We start from the raw sequence: 14048 nt of genomic DNA on the forward strand, positions 1-14048 counted from the left end.
GCGTCCTTGTGTCAGTGGCGGTGTGTCAGTGGCGATGCTGGCGGGGGACGCCGGCGTCGTAGTGGGCGGCGATCTGTTGCCAGCCAGCGGCGATCAAAGCGGCCTGGCTGAGCTCAGCCGGTACGCTGGCGCTCGGGCTGCGCTGCAGCCAGACATCGGCGGCGCCGTCATGGGCCTGGGGCACCAGCAGCAGAAAGCTGCCGGCCACTGTGCTGGCCTGGCTCAGGCCAAGGTAGGCCTGCTGTGGCAGCAGTTGCCACTGGTGCTGGCCGCGGCTGGCGGCGCTGGCATCGGCGACGAAGGGCGGGAAACCTTCTTCGGCCAGGACCTCGACGGCCAGCAGTTGCGGTTCCTCTTCGCGGCGCGCCTGGATCTCGTCGAAGGCCACCCGCAAGTCGGCATACACCCCTTGCTCGGCCGCATTGAGGTCGCGGCGGGCATCCAGTTGATGGGCCTCGAAGCTGACCTCGTCATGGCGTTCGCCGCGCAGGGCGACGATGCCGGCGGCCAGCGCCAGGATCAGCAGGCTGACCAGCAGCACGTACAGGGTTTCATGCCCGGCGCCGGCCGGGCGCACCACCTGGACCCGGCTCATGGTTCGATATCTGCGTGGTCGATTTCCACCACGTGGCCGGGGCCTGCGTCGAACAGCACGTAGAACTCGCCTTCAGGGCGCTTGAAGGTCAGCTTGGAGTTTTCCCCCAGCTTGCCCGGCACCAGGATCGACTCGTCGTAGCCGATCACATCCAGGGTCACCCCCGGCGCGCCGCTGCCATCGGAAAAGCCGCCGGTACATTCGATCTGCCCGCCGTCGATCGGTTTGCATTCGCACATCGGGTTGTGGGCCAGCGCCTGGCCGGCAGCGCCGAGCAGCAATAGCGGCAGGAGCAGCGTGCGCAACTTCATCATTTGCCTCCTTGTTTGTTCAGCCAGGCTACGGTAGCCGGCGAGGCTTTGCTCAGGGGGATGGCCGCCTGTTGCATGCTGCCGTCCCAGCCTTCGAGGGTGATCCAGATTTCAGCGTCCGCGCGGGTCTTGACCGGGACCGGCAGGCTGGTGCCCATGCGGTACGGGGTGCCGAAGAAGATCGTACCGGCGGCGCGCAGGCTGCGCGGTTTGCCGATGCGCAGGTAAGCCGCCTTGACCTCGGGGATACAGGCCTGGCACAGGGCCAGATTGAAGGACTTGAAGTAACCGGCCGGGCCATCGGCGCGTGGCGGCTCATCGCGCAACTCGGCCAGTTGCACGCTCCATGGGCCGACCTTGATCTCGCCCAGCTCACGCTCGCCCAGGCCGCTGTCGCCGCGGAACAGTGCGGCATCGGCAAAGTACTTGGGCATGAAGCCGAGCGGAATCAGCAACAACAGGATGTTCAGGTGAAAGCGCCACTTGTGCCAGAAGCGGCTCAACGGGCTTTGCGGCGCAACTGCTGCCTTGCTCATAGGCTGGCCTCCGTGGCGGTATCGGTGGCAGTGGCGGTTTGCTTGCGTGGGCGCTGCTCACGCTTGAGGGCGGCAGCGGTGGCCTGGGCCGTGCGCTTGGTCCAGATCAGCAGGCCGCTCAAGACCATCATCGACAACACCAGGCCGAAGAAGGCCCAGATCAGCTTGATCGCCAGGCCGCCGAAGTCACCGGTGTGCAGCGGGCGCATGGACTCGGTGACGAATTCCAGGGTCGAGCGGTCATTGATCAGGAACTGCGCCTCGATCTTGCTGTTGTACGGGTTGACGTTGACCGTCTGGAACATCAGCGGGTACCAGCCGCGACCACCCAGGTAGACGTGGGCATAGGCGTTGCCGGGCAGGGAAACGAAGCTTACATCAAGGCCCGGGATTTGCTCTTTGGCGATGCGCGTGGCCTCATCCAGGCTGATGCGCGGGGCCGGTGCACCCGATTCGGTGCGTGGCACGTCTTCACGGGCAATCACCGGCACCACCGGTTCAGTGGAGATGGTGATGTGGTTGTCACCCAGGATCGCCTGGATCAGGAACCAGGTGCCGGTGATGGAAATCACGGCAATGAACCAGATCGACCAGATGCCGCTCAGGCGGTGGAAGTCGCCCCAGAAAATTCGTGCGCCGTGGTTGAAGCGCAAGGTCGGCTTAAAGAAACCCTTCCAGAACCGTTTATAGACCACAAGCCCGGTGACCAGCGAGGCCAGCATCGGCAGGCCGAGCAGCGACACCAGGTACCAGCCCCAGCTGTAGCCATTGGTGAACGGCACCAGCCACCAGCCATGCAGGGCGCGGGTGAAGGCCTCGAAACTGAACGACGGGCTCTTGCCCTGGATCGCCCCGGTGTAGGGGTTCACATACAGGGTTGGCGCGCTGCCGTCAGGGAACACCACCGAGGCGGTCAGGGCGAAGTGCGAGCCATCGGGCTGGCTGATGAAATTCACGGCCATGTCCGGCTCGGCTTTGTGCAGCGCATCGAGCACCTGCTGGAAGCTCAGCCGTTCGGCATCGCCATCAGGCTTGCTGGCGCGCACATCGGGGTTGGCCAGCCAGACGATTTCCTGGCTGACCACTGCCAGGGTACCGGTCACGCAGACGATCAGGACGAAAAACCAGATCGGCAGGGCGAGCCAGCTATGCACCAGGAACCACAGCCTGGATTTGGACTTTTTCGCTTTCTGGGACATTGCAGGTGTCTTTTCAGAGAAATTGAGGTCGAGCCAATGCTCAGCCTTGGGACTGCAATAGATAAGACGAACGAGAATCGTAAAACCCGCAGGGTTAGTTGAAAGCAAATGTTTCAAAGGCCTGTGACGAACTCGCGCTCGCGGCTAATTTTCAGGCGCTGTCATCCGTTTTTCTGGAACTACCGGGCCTGCAGGCTCGTTGTTCCCCTGGATGGATGAAAGTCGATGAATGCCGAAGATGCCCGCAAGCTTGCCCGCCGATTCATAGAGTTGCCGTTGGAAAAGCGCCGGATCTTCCTCCAGGGCCTGCGTCGCGAGGGCGTCGACTTCGCCCAGTTCCCGATCCCTGCGCAGGTGCCGGTGGCCGAGCGCGGCGGCCTGTCCTATGCCCAGCAGCGCATGTGGCTGCTGTGGCAGCTCGAGCCTGCCAGTGCCGCCTATAACCTGCCCAGTGCCGTGCGCTTGCAGGGGAAATTGCAGGTGGCAGCCCTGGAGCAGGCCTTCGCCAGCCTGGTGCAGCGCCACGAGACCCTGCGCAGTGTCTTCGTGCAGCAGGCCGACGAGCAACTGGCCCTGCTGCCGGCGCCGCAGTGGCCGCAGGTCGAGCACCTGGACCTCAGTGCCATGCCAGAGCAGGCGCGTGAGCAACGGCTGCGAGCGTTGGCCGAGGCGCAGTCACTGCAGCCATTCGACCTGGCCGGCGGGCCCTTGCTGCGGGTGCTGCTGCTCAAGCTTGCGGCCGACCAGCATGTGTTGCTGATGACCCTGCACCATATTGTTTCTGACGGCTGGTCGATGAACGTGCTGATCGAGGAGTTCAGCCAGCTGTATGCCGCGCACCTGGGCAACCAGGCGCCGACGCTCGCGGCGCTGCCGATCCAGTACAGCGACTATGCCCTGTGGCAGCGTTGCTGGCTGGAAGCCGGCGAGAAGGAACGCCAGCTCGAATACTGGCGCGCCAAACTGGGCGAGGAGCATCCGCCGCTGGAACTGCCGCTGGATCATTCGCGCCCGGCGCTGCCCAGCTATCGCGGCGCCCGCCAACGCTTTAGCGTGGACCCGGCGCTGGCCGAGGCGCTGGGCGCCTGGGCGCGTAGCGAAGGGGTGACCCTGTTCATGCTGCTGCTCAGCGCGTTCAACATCCTGCTCTATCGCTATACCGGCCAGGGCGACCTGCGCATCGGTGTGCCGATTGCCAATCGCAATCGCAGCGAGGTCGAAGGCCTGATCGGTTGCTTCGTCAACACCCAGGTGCTGCGCAATCAGCTCGACGCTCAGATGACCGTGCGCCAGTTGCTGGCGGCGGTCAAAGAGACCGTGCTGGGCGCTCAGTCGCACCAGGATCTGCCGTTCGAGCAACTGGTCGATGCTTTTGACCTTGAGCGCAGCCTCAGCCACACGCCGCTGTTCCAGGTGATGTACAACCACCAGCCACAGGTTGCCGACGTCACCACGCTGAAGCTGGCCGGTGGTTTGCAGATGAGCCAGGTCGATTGGCAGAGCCGCACCACCCAGTTCGACCTGAGCCTGGACACCTACGAGCAAGGTGGCCAGTTACAGGCGGCGCTGACCTATGCCAGCGACCTGTTCGATGCACCCACCATCGCGCGCATGGGCCGGCATTGGCTGAACTTGCTGCGCGCGATGCTTGCTGCGCCGAACCAGCCTCTGGAGCAACTGGCGATGCTCGATGCGCCCGAGTTGCAGCGGATCGTCGTCGACTGGAACGACACCGGCGTTGACTACCCGTTGCAGCAACCGCTGCAGCGGCTGATCGAAGCCCAGGTCGAGCGCAGCCCCGATGCCAGCGCATTGATTTTTGCCGGGCAGACCCTGACCTATGCCGAGCTCAACGCCCGCGCCAACCAGCTTGCCCATTGCCTGATCGAGGCCGGCATCGGTGTCGACAGCCTGGTCGGCATCGCCGTCGAACGCTCGGTGGAGATGGTCGTCGGCCTGCTGGCAATACTCAAGGCTGGCGCCGCTTATGTGCCGTTCGATCCGGACTACCCGGCCGAGCGCCTGGCCTACATGATCGAAGACAGCGGCGTGCGCCTGGTACTGACCCAGGCGGCATTGACCCAGCGCCTGCCGTTGCAGGCGGTACAGGTGCTGGTGCTGGACCAGGCCGGGGCCTGGCTGGGCGGCTACAGCACGGCTAACCCGCAGTTGCTCATTGACCCGCAGCAACTGGCCTATGTGATCTACACCTCAGGCTCCACCGGCCGCCCCAAGGGTGCCGGCAACAGCCACGCGGCCCTGGTCAACCGCCTGTGCTGGATGCAGCAGGCCTATGGCCTGGACGCCAGCGACACGGTGTTGCAAAAGACCCCGTTCAGTTTCGATGTGTCGGTCTGGGAGTTTTTCTGGCCGCTGCTGGCGGGTGCCCGCCTGGCGGTGGCGGCGCCGGGAGAGCACCGTGAGCCTGCGCGTCTGATCGCCAGCATCGAGCGCATGCAGGTTACCACCCTGCATTTTGTGCCATCGATGCTCCAGGCCTTTATCCATGAGCCGGGTGTCGAGGGCTGCCACAGCCTCAAACGCATCGTCTGCAGTGGCGAGGCGTTGCCGGTGGATGCCCAGCAGCAGGTGTTCGCCAGGCTGCCCCAGGCTGCGCTGTACAACCTCTATGGCCCCACCGAGGCGGCCATCGACGTTACCCACTGGACCTGCGTCGACGAGGGCCGGGACAGCGTACCGATCGGTCTGCCGATCGCCAATCTGAGAACCCTGGTCCTCGATGCCAGCCTTGCGCCCGTGCCGCCTGGGGTATCCGGCGAACTGTACCTGGGCGGGCAGGGCCTGGCGCGGGGTTATCATCGGCGCCCGGGGCTGACCGCCGAGCGCTTTGTGGTCGACCCGTTCGGCACGGGCGAGCGCCTGTACCGTACCGGCGACCGCGTCCGCCAGCGCGAAAGCGGCGTGATCGAGTACCTGGGGCGCTTCGATCATCAGGTCAAGATCCGTGGCCTGCGCATCGAACTGGGGGAAATCGAGGCACGCCTGGCCCAGCACGCACTGGTGCGCGAGGCGGTGGTGCTGGCGCACAACGGCAAGCAACTGATCAGCTACCTGGTGCTCGAGCAGGCGCCCGCCGACTGGCAGCAGCAGCTCAAGGACTGGCTGTTGCTGGCCTTGCCCGAGTTCATGCTGCCGAGCCAGTTGCTGGCGCTGCAGCACTTGCCGCTGACCCCTAACGGCAAACTCGACCGCAAGGCCCTGCCAGCGCCGGATGCCCAGGCCCAGGTGGCCTATGCTGCGCCACAGAGCGCTTTGCAACAGCAGCTCGGGGCCATCTGGCAGGCTGTGCTGGGGGTTGAGCAGGTCGGGCTGGATGACAATTTTTTTGCCCTGGGTGGCGATTCGATCATCGCCATTCAGGTGGTCAGCCGCGCCCGCCAGGCCGGCTTGCAGCTCAGTCCGCGCGATCTGTTCCAGTACCAGACGCTGCGCAGCCTCGAACCCTGGGTCGGGCAGCAGGCGCAGGTCGAGGCCGAACAGGGGCGGGTTAGCGGCGAGGTGCGGCTTACGCCTGTACAGCAGGGCTTTTTTGCCCAGGCCATGGCCGGCCGTAGCCACTGGAACCAGTCGCTGTTGCTGACCCCGCGCCAGGCGCTGCTGCCGGCGCTGTTGAACAGTGCGCTGCAGCAGCTGCTGGCGCAGCACGATGCCTTGCGCCTGCGCTTCGAACAGAGCGTCGATGGCTGGCACCAGTACCACGTTCAAGAACCTGCCGACGACCTGCTGTGGCTACGCCAGGCAACCGATGCCCAGGCGTTGGCCTCGCTGTGCGAGGCGGCGCAGCGCAGCCTTGACCTGGCCAACGGGCCGTTGCTGCGCGCCATGCTGGTGGAGATGGCCGACGGCGGCCAGCGCTTGCTGGTGGTGATTCACCACCTGGTGGTGGACGGGGTGTCGTGGCGCATCCTGCTCGAAGACCTGCAGCATTTCTACACCTGCCTGCAGGCCGGGCAAGCGGCGGCGCAACTGGCCAAGACCAGCGCCTACCAGGCCTGGGCCGAGCATTTGCATGACTACGCCACGCTTGCGGCGCAGCAGTTGCCTTACTGGCAAGCACAACTGGAGCAGGCGCTGGACCTGCCCTGTGACAATCCCCAGGGTGGCCTGAGCAATCGCGATGCCGGCAAAGTCGAGTTCACCCTCGATGCCGCCAACACCCGCCGCCTGTTGCAGGATGCTCCCGCCGCCTATCGCACTCAGGTCAACGACCTGTTGTTGACGGCCCTGGCCCGGGCGGTGTGCGACTGGAGTGGCGAAGACAGCATGCTGGTGGAGCTCGAAGGCCATGGCCGCGAAGAGTTGTTCGCCGGTATCGACCTGACGCGCACAGTGGGTTGGTTCACCAGCCTGTTCCCGCTGCGTTTACAGCCTGCGGCGCAGCTGTCGGCCTCGATCAAAGGCATCAAGGAGCAGTTGCGCGCGGTGCCCGATCGCGGCCTGGGCTATGGCGTGCTGCGCTATCTGGCGCCTGCCCAGGTGCAAGCCAGGCTCAAGGACAGCCCGGGGCGGGCGCGGATCACCTTCAACTACCTGGGGCGTTTCGACAGCCAGTTCGATGAGCGCTCGATGTTCGTTCCGGCCCAGGAAAGCCCCGGTGCCAGCCAGGCTGCCGATGCCCCGTTGGCCAACTGGCTCAGCGTCGAAGGCCAGGTCTATGGCGGGCAACTGAACCTGTCGCTGACCTTCAGCCAGGCCATGTTCGACACCTCGACCATCCAGTCCCTGGCCAATGCCTATGGTGCCCAGCTGCTGCAACTGGTGGAGCATTGCTGCAGCCAGGACAGCGTGCAGCCTACGCCTGCGGATTTCCCCCTGGCCGGGCTTGACCAGCGCCAGCTTGACGAGCTGGCGCCATTGCCCGGGTTGGTCGACGACCTCTATCCGCTGTCGCCGATGCAGCAGGGCATGCTTTTTCATGGCCTTTACGCTGAGCAAGGTAGCGCCTATATCAACCAGTTGCGGGTCGATGTCGACGATCTTGAACCTGCACGCCTGCATCAGGCCTGGGAGGCGACGCTGCAGGCCCACGATATCCTGCGCAGCGGTTTTATCTGGCAAGGCGAGCTGGCGCAGCCGTTGCAGCAACCCTTGCAGTTTGTACGCAAGCAGGTCGCGCTTAGCTTGCTCGAGCACGACTGGCGCGACAGGCCGGACCTGGCCCAGTTGCTGGACGCCCAGGCCCTGGCGCAACGTGAACAGGGCTTCGACTTGCAGGCGGCGCCCTTGCTGAACCTGGTGCTGGTGCGCGTCGCCGAGCGCCGCCATCACCTGATCTACACCCATCACCATATCCTCATGGATGGCTGGAGCAATGCCCGGGTGCTGGCCGAGGTATTGCAGCGCTACCACGGCCTGGTGCCGGCGCGGCCGGCCAGCCGCTACCGTGACTACATCGAGCGCTTGCAGCAGCTCGACAGCAAGGCGGCCAGGCAGTTCTGGACGCATCAGCTGCAGGCGCTGGATGGCCCCTTGTACCTGGCCCAGTACGTCCCCGGGGCACACCGCGACAGTGCGCTGCGCGGCGACTATCACCAAACCATCGGTGTCGAGCAGAGTGCGCGCCTGAGCCAGTTTGCCCGGCAACAGCAAGTCACCCTCAACACCCTGGTCCAGGGTGCCTGGCTGCTGCTGTTGCAGCATTACAGCGGGCGCAGCAGCGTAGTGGTCGGGGCCACGGTGGCCGGTCGCAGTATGGCGCTGCCGGGCCTGGAACAGCAGGTCGGTCTGTTTATCAACACCTTGCCGGTCATTGCCAGCCCGCGCCCCGAGCAGACCGTGGCGCAGTGGCTGCAAACGGTGCAGGCGCTCAACCTTGAACTGCGCGAACACGAGCACACGCCCTTGTTCGAGATCCAGCGTTGGGCCGGGCAACAGGAGGCGCTGTTCGACCATATCCTGGTGTTCGAGAACTACCCGCTGGCCCAAGCCCTCGAGCAGGCGCAAGGGCCGCGCTTCGGCACCCTGCACAACCACGAGCAGACTCACTACCCTTTGTCGGTGGCGGTCAACCTGGGCGAGCAACTGAGCCTCGATTACAACTATGCCTGCCAAGCGTTCAGCGACGAGGCCTTGCACGCCCTGGCCGGGCACTTCCAGCACCTGCTGGTGGCGCTGGCCGAGTCCGCCGAGCGCGCTCTGGGCGAGCTGCCGATGCTCGCTGCCCGGCAGCGCGGCGAAGTGCTGCAACTGGCCGGGGCAGAGGCTGCGGTGCCGGCGCACGAGGGCTTCATCCACCAACTGATTGAAGCCCAGGCGCTGGCCACCCCGCAGGCCCCGGCCCTGGAGTTTGCCGGCAAGCACCTGAGCTACGGGCAGCTCAATACCCAGGCCAATCACCTGGCATTGCGCTTGCGCGAAGCCGGCGTGGGGCCGGATGTGGTGGTCGCGCTGGCGGTTGAACGCAGCCTGGAGATGCTCGTCGGCTTGCTGGCCATCCTCAAGGCCGGTGGCGTTTATTTGCCGCTGGACCTGAACTACCCGCAGGCGCGGATCGACTTCATGCTCGCCGACAGTGATGCACGCCTGTTGCTCAGCCGTCCAGGTGTTGCGCTGCAGGTGCCGGCCCAGGTCAAGGTGCTGATGCTCGACGACGCCCGCGTGCCCAGGCCGCCGATTGCCGACCTGGGCGTAGCGCTGGATGCGCAGCACCTGGCGTACATGATCTACACCTCCGGCTCGACCGGTACGCCCAAAGGGGTCCAGGTGCGTCACCAGGCCTTGACCAACCACATGCGCTGGATGCAGCGCACACTGCCGTTGCACGCCAGTGACCGGGTCCTGCAGAAGACCGCACTGAGTTTTGATGCGTCGGTCTGGGAGTGCTGGCTGCCGTTGATGTGCGGGGCGCAACTGGTGATCGCCGAGCCGCAACTGGCCAGCGACATGTCGCGCCTGTGGACCCAGGTGCAGGCGCTGCAGATCAGCGTGGTGCAGGCGGCGCCGTCGTTGCTGCAAGCGCTGCTGGGCAATGCTACGGCGCAGAACATGAGCAGTCTGCGTTACCTGATGGTCGGCGGCGAGGCCCTGAGTGGCGCGCTGGTCAACCAGGTTCGCGAGTACTGGTCGGGGCCGATCGTCAACCTCTATGGGCCGACCGAGGCCACCATCGAGGTGACCTGCCAGATCATCGATAGCGTCGCCCAACCGCTCATGGCAGCCATTGGCCGGCCAATCGACAACGTCCGCGTGCAGGTGCTCGGCAGCCACATGCAGTGCCTGCCGGCCGGTGTCGTCGGCGAGCTGTGCATTGCCGGCCGTTCCTTGGCCCGCGGCTATCACCGGCGCCCCGGGCTTACGGCCGAGCGCTTTGTACCCGACCCGCACGCTGAGGATCCCGGTGCCCGGCTCTACCGCACCGGCGACCTGGGCCATTACGGCGAAGCGGGGCAGCTGTGCTACAGCGGGCGCAGTGACCAGCAAGTGAAGATCCGCGGCTTTCGTATCGAGACCGGCGAGATCCAGGCTCAGCTGTTGCGCCAGCCCTCGGTGGCCGATGCGCTGGTACTGGCTTTGCCCGGCTCGGGCGGGCCGCAACTGGTGGCCTATGTGGTGCCAGCGGGTGCAGCCAGCCTGGCGCCCGATGCTCTGCGCCAGGCTCTGGCCCAGAGCCTGCCCGAGTACATGCAGCCTTCGCACTGGCATGTGCTTGAGCGCCTGCCGCTGACCGCCAACGGCAAGCTCGACCGCAAGGCCTTGCCCGCCAACGATGCGCCCTCGGCGCATGGCTACCGAGCGCCGCACAGCCAACTGCAGGTGCAACTGGCCGACATCTGGCAGGCGCTGCTGCAAGTGCCGCAGGTCGGCCTGGACGACGACTTCTTTGAGTTGGGCGGTCATTCGCTGCACCTGGTGATGCTGCAATCGCGTTTGCGCAGCCAGTTGGGCCTGGATGTAACGCTCAAGGAATTTCATCGCCTGCGCCGTCTCGAAGCGCTGGCCAATCATTTACAGCAATCCCTGGGCGAAGACGACCAGGCGCTGGAGCTCGACCTGATTTTCGGCGCGCTCGACGAACTGGAGGAACACAATGCTTGATCAAGGCCAAGGGCGGATGCAGGAAATGGTCGAGCGCATTCGCGGTCTCGACAGCCACAAGCGTCAGCAACTGTTTGCCAAACTGCGCCAGGCCGGTGTCAAGGTCGAGCGTCTGCCGATCATCCCGGCCAGTGAACAGGGGCCGCTGGCGTTGTCGTTTGCTCAGCAGCGGCAATGGTTCCTCTGGCAGTTGGACCCTCAGGGCAGTGGCTACAACATCGCCACGGCCTTGCGCCTCAAAGGTGGTTTTCAGCCCCTGGCCCTGGAGCACAGTCTGGCGCTGCTGGTGCAGCGCCACAGCAGCCTGCGCACCGCCTTCGTGCAGCAGGGTGAAGCGGTACTGCAGCAGGTGCGTCAAGCGTTGCCGGGCTGCCTGAGCTGTGAAACCTTCGTCAGCACCGGCGCTGAGGTGCAGGCCGAACTGGTCGAGCGGGTGCGTGCCGAGGCTCGCCGGCCGTTCGATTTGCGCCAGGATCCGCTGATCCGTGCACGCCTGCTCAAGGTGGCCGAGGATGACCATGTGCTGGTCCTGACCCTGCACCATATCATCGCCGACGGCTGGTCGATGAACCTGCTGGTCAGTGAGCTGATGGGCCATTACGCCGCCCAGGTCGAGGGTCGCACCCTGGCGCTGCCCGCAGCGGCCATCGAATACCGGGATTTTGCCGCCTGGCAACGCCAGTGGCTGGCCGCCGGCGAAGGGCAGCGGCAACTGGACTACTGGACCGGGCAATTGGGTGGCGAGCAGCCGGTGCTGGAACTGCCGGCCGACCGCCCGCGCCCGGCGCAGCAGAGCTTTCGCGGTGCGCGCCTGGACTTCCAGCTCGATGGCGAGCTGACCCGCGCGCTCCGGCGCCTGGCCCAGGACGCCAATGTCAGCCTGTTCATGCTCCTGCTGGCCGCCTTGCAGGTGTTGTTGCACCGTTACAGCGGCCAGAATGACATCCGCGTCGGGGTACCGGTGGCCAACCGCAACCGTGAAGAAACCGAGGCGCTGATCGGATTTTTCGTCAACACCCAGGTCATGCGCGCCGAGCTTGAGCCGAGCCTGCCGTTCAATGCGCTGCTGCAACAGGTCGCCGAGCACGCGCACCAGGCGCAGAGCCACCAGGACCTGCCGTTCGAGCAACTGGTCGAGGCCTTGCAGCCCGAGCGCAGCCTGAGTGTCAACCCATTGTTCCAGGTCATGTTCAACCATCAGGTCGATGACCAGGGCGCAGTCCCTGCGCAAGCGTTGGCAGGGCTGAACCTGGAGAACATCAGTTGGGCCAGCCACGAGACCCATTTCGACCTGACCCTCAATACCACCGAACAGGCTGATGGTGTGCAAGCGGCGCTGGTGTACGCCACCGACCTGTTCGATGAGGCGCGTATGGCGCGCATGGCCGGTCATTGGCAGCAGTTGCTCAAGGCCCTGGTGGCTGCCCCCGGGCAGCCAATCGGCCAATTGGCACTGCTCGAAGACGATGAAATCCTGCGCTTTGAGCAGTGGAACAGCCCCCCGGCCTACCCGCTAGAGCGCTTGATTCACCAGCGTATCGAAGACTTCGCCGAGCGCACGCCAGAGGCCGTAGCGCTGGTGTTTGCCGAGCAGCAGATGAGCTTTGCGCAGCTCGACCAGCAGGCCAACCGCCTGGCTCACGAGCTGGTGGCGCGCGGGGCGGGGCCTGAGGTGCGGGTCGCGGTGGTGCTTGAGCGTGGCCTGGACATGATGGTCGCCTTGCTGGCGGTGCTCAAGGCTGGCGCCGCCTATGTACCGATCGACCCGCAATACCCGCGCCAGCGCCTGGAGTACCTGATCAACGACTGCGCCATGGGTGTGCTGCTGACCCAATCGAGCCTGCAGGCGCAGTTGCCCGCGCTGCCACAGGCCGCTGTGCTGGTGCTCGATCAGCTTGATCTGCAACACCTGCCGGCGACACCGCCAGCGGTCACACTGCACGGCGACAACCTGGCCTATGTGATCTACACCTCAGGCTCCACCGGCCAACCCAAGGGGGTTGCCGTGACCCACGGGCCGCTGGCCATGCACTGCCAGGCGATTGGCGAACGCTATGCCATGAGCCCGGCCGATTGCGAGCTGCATTTCATGTCGTTCGCCTTCGATGGCGCCCATGAGCGCTGGCTGACCACCTTGAGCCATGGCGGCCGCCTGCTGATCCGTGACGACAGCTTGTGGACGTCGGCGCAAACCTACCAGCAAATGCATCGGCATGGCGTCAGCGTTGCCGCTTTCCCGCCAGCTTATCTGCAACAGCTGGCCGAGCATGCCGAGCGCGACGGCAACCCGCCACCGGTGCGCATCTATTGCTTTGGCGGCGATGCGGTGCCCGAGGCCAGTTTCGAGCAGGCCCGACGCGCACTGCGCCCGCAGTACATCATCAACGGCTATGGGCCGACCGAAACCGTGGTCACTCCGCTGCTCTGGAAGGCCGACGCCCAGGCCCGTTGCCAGGCGGCCTATGCACCGATCGGCAGCCGCGTGGGCGATCGCAGCGCCTACGTGCTCGACGCCAACCTGCAACAGGTGCCGTGCGGCCATCCTGCCGAGCTGTACCTGGGCGGGCAGGGCGTTGCCCGCGGCTACCTGCAGCGTCCGGCGCTGACCGCCGAACGTTTCGTCCCGGACCCGTTCAGCAGCAACGGTGCACGGCTCTACCGCAGTGGTGACCTGGTACGTCAGCGCGACGACGGGGTCATCGACTACCTGGGCCGGGTAGATCACCAGGTCAAGGTTCGTGGTTTTCGCATCGAGCTGGGCGAGATCGAGGCGCGCCTGCAGGCACTCGAGCTGGTGCGCGATGCGGTAGTGGTCGCCAGGGCCCTGGACAGCGGTACCCAACTGGTCGGCTATATCGTGCCGCGCCAGGCCAGCCTGGACGCGACGGCCCAAGGGCAGTTGCGCGACGCAATCAAGGCGGCGCTCAAGCAGTCGCTGGCCCACTACATGATCCCCGCGCACTGGGTACTGCTCGAACAGTTGCCGCTGACCCCCAACGGCAAGCTTGATCGCAAGGCGCTGCCCGCCCCGCAGCCTGCCGAGCAACCACGCTACGTCGCCGCCGAAACCGAGCTGCAGGGCCAGCTCGCGGCGCTGTGGCAGGAGGTGCTCAAACTTGAGCAGGTGGGCCTGGATGACAACTTCTTTGAAATCGGCGGGCATTCGCTGCTGGCCACTCAGGTGACGGCTCAGGTGCAGTTGCAACTGGGCGTCAGCGTGCCGCTGGAACAGCTGTTCATCGCCGCTTCGCTGAGGGATTACGCAGACGCCGTCGAGCGCTGCCTTAACGTCAATGGACAAGAAGACCTGAGCGACCTGCATGACTTTCTCGCCGAACTGGAGGCCAACTGA

6 protein-coding genes are annotated in these 14048 nt (G+C 65.3%); 2 read left to right on the plus strand and 4 right to left on the minus strand.

The genetic code is table 11. The annotated features are described in order from the left end of the window. Positions 1 to 25: 25 nt before the first annotated feature. From M5G17_RS18755 to M5G17_RS18770, 4 genes are read right to left on the minus strand one after another with little or no spacing between them, the layout of a single operon-like run. The gene (locus M5G17_RS18755; RefSeq protein ID WP_273894412.1) at positions 26 to 595 is read right to left on the minus strand and encodes a DUF6162 family protein; all 570 of its coding nucleotides are present in this window, start codon (positions 593 to 595) and stop codon (positions 26 to 28) included. Next, positions 592 to 906, minus strand: a complete 315-nt coding sequence (locus tag M5G17_RS18760; protein WP_130266860.1) for a hypothetical protein — start codon at positions 904 to 906, stop codon at positions 592 to 594. Before M5G17_RS18760 ends, M5G17_RS18755 begins: the two co-directional genes overlap by 4 nt. Further along, positions 906 to 1442: a thiamine pyrophosphate-binding protein gene (locus tag M5G17_RS18765; RefSeq protein WP_273894413.1), complete on the minus strand. Its 537-nt coding sequence runs from the start codon at positions 1440 to 1442 to the stop codon at positions 906 to 908. Before M5G17_RS18765 ends, M5G17_RS18760 begins: the two co-directional genes overlap by 1 nt. Beyond that, positions 1439 to 2641: a PepSY-associated TM helix domain-containing protein gene (locus tag M5G17_RS18770; protein ID WP_273894415.1), complete on the minus strand. Its 1203-nt coding sequence runs from the start codon at positions 2639 to 2641 to the stop codon at positions 1439 to 1441. Before M5G17_RS18770 ends, M5G17_RS18765 begins: the two co-directional genes overlap by 4 nt. A 225-nt stretch (positions 2642 to 2866) precedes the next feature. Between M5G17_RS18770 and M5G17_RS18775 the strand changes: the two genes are divergently transcribed. Then, positions 2867 to 10696 (plus strand): non-ribosomal peptide synthetase, encoded by a 7830-nt coding sequence (locus tag M5G17_RS18775; protein ID WP_273894416.1) that lies wholly within the window; start codon positions 2867 to 2869, stop codon positions 10694 to 10696. After that, on the plus strand, positions 10689 to 14048 hold the full coding sequence (locus M5G17_RS18780; protein ID WP_273894417.1) for an amino acid adenylation domain-containing protein: 3360 nt from the start codon (positions 10689 to 10691) through the stop codon (positions 14046 to 14048). The genes M5G17_RS18775 and M5G17_RS18780 overlap by 8 nt, the downstream gene beginning before the upstream one ends.

The sequence above is a fragment of the Pseudomonas rubra genome (genome assembly GCF_028656935.1).
Lineage (GTDB): Bacteria > Pseudomonadota > Gammaproteobacteria > Pseudomonadales > Pseudomonadaceae > Aquipseudomonas > Aquipseudomonas rubra.

Excerpts from the sequence above, each read along its gene's own strand:
- M5G17_RS18755 (WP_273894412.1), bottom strand. The coding sequence starts at position 595 with ATGAGCCGGGTCCAGGTGGTGCGCCCGGCCGGCGCCGGGCATGAAACC.
- M5G17_RS18775 (WP_273894416.1), top strand. The coding sequence starts at position 2,867 with ATGAATGCCGAAGATGCCCGCAAGCTTGCCCGCCGATTCATAGAGTTG.
- M5G17_RS18770 (WP_273894415.1), bottom strand. The coding sequence starts at position 2,641 with ATGTCCCAGAAAGCGAAAAAGTCCAAATCCAGGCTGTGGTTCCTGGTG.
- M5G17_RS18760 (WP_130266860.1), bottom strand. The coding sequence starts at position 906 with ATGAAGTTGCGCACGCTGCTCCTGCCGCTATTGCTGCTCGGCGCTGCC.
- M5G17_RS18780 (WP_273894417.1), top strand. The coding sequence starts at position 10,689 with ATGCTTGATCAAGGCCAAGGGCGGATGCAGGAAATGGTCGAGCGCATT.
- M5G17_RS18765 (WP_273894413.1), bottom strand. The coding sequence starts at position 1,442 with ATGAGCAAGGCAGCAGTTGCGCCGCAAAGCCCGTTGAGCCGCTTCTGG.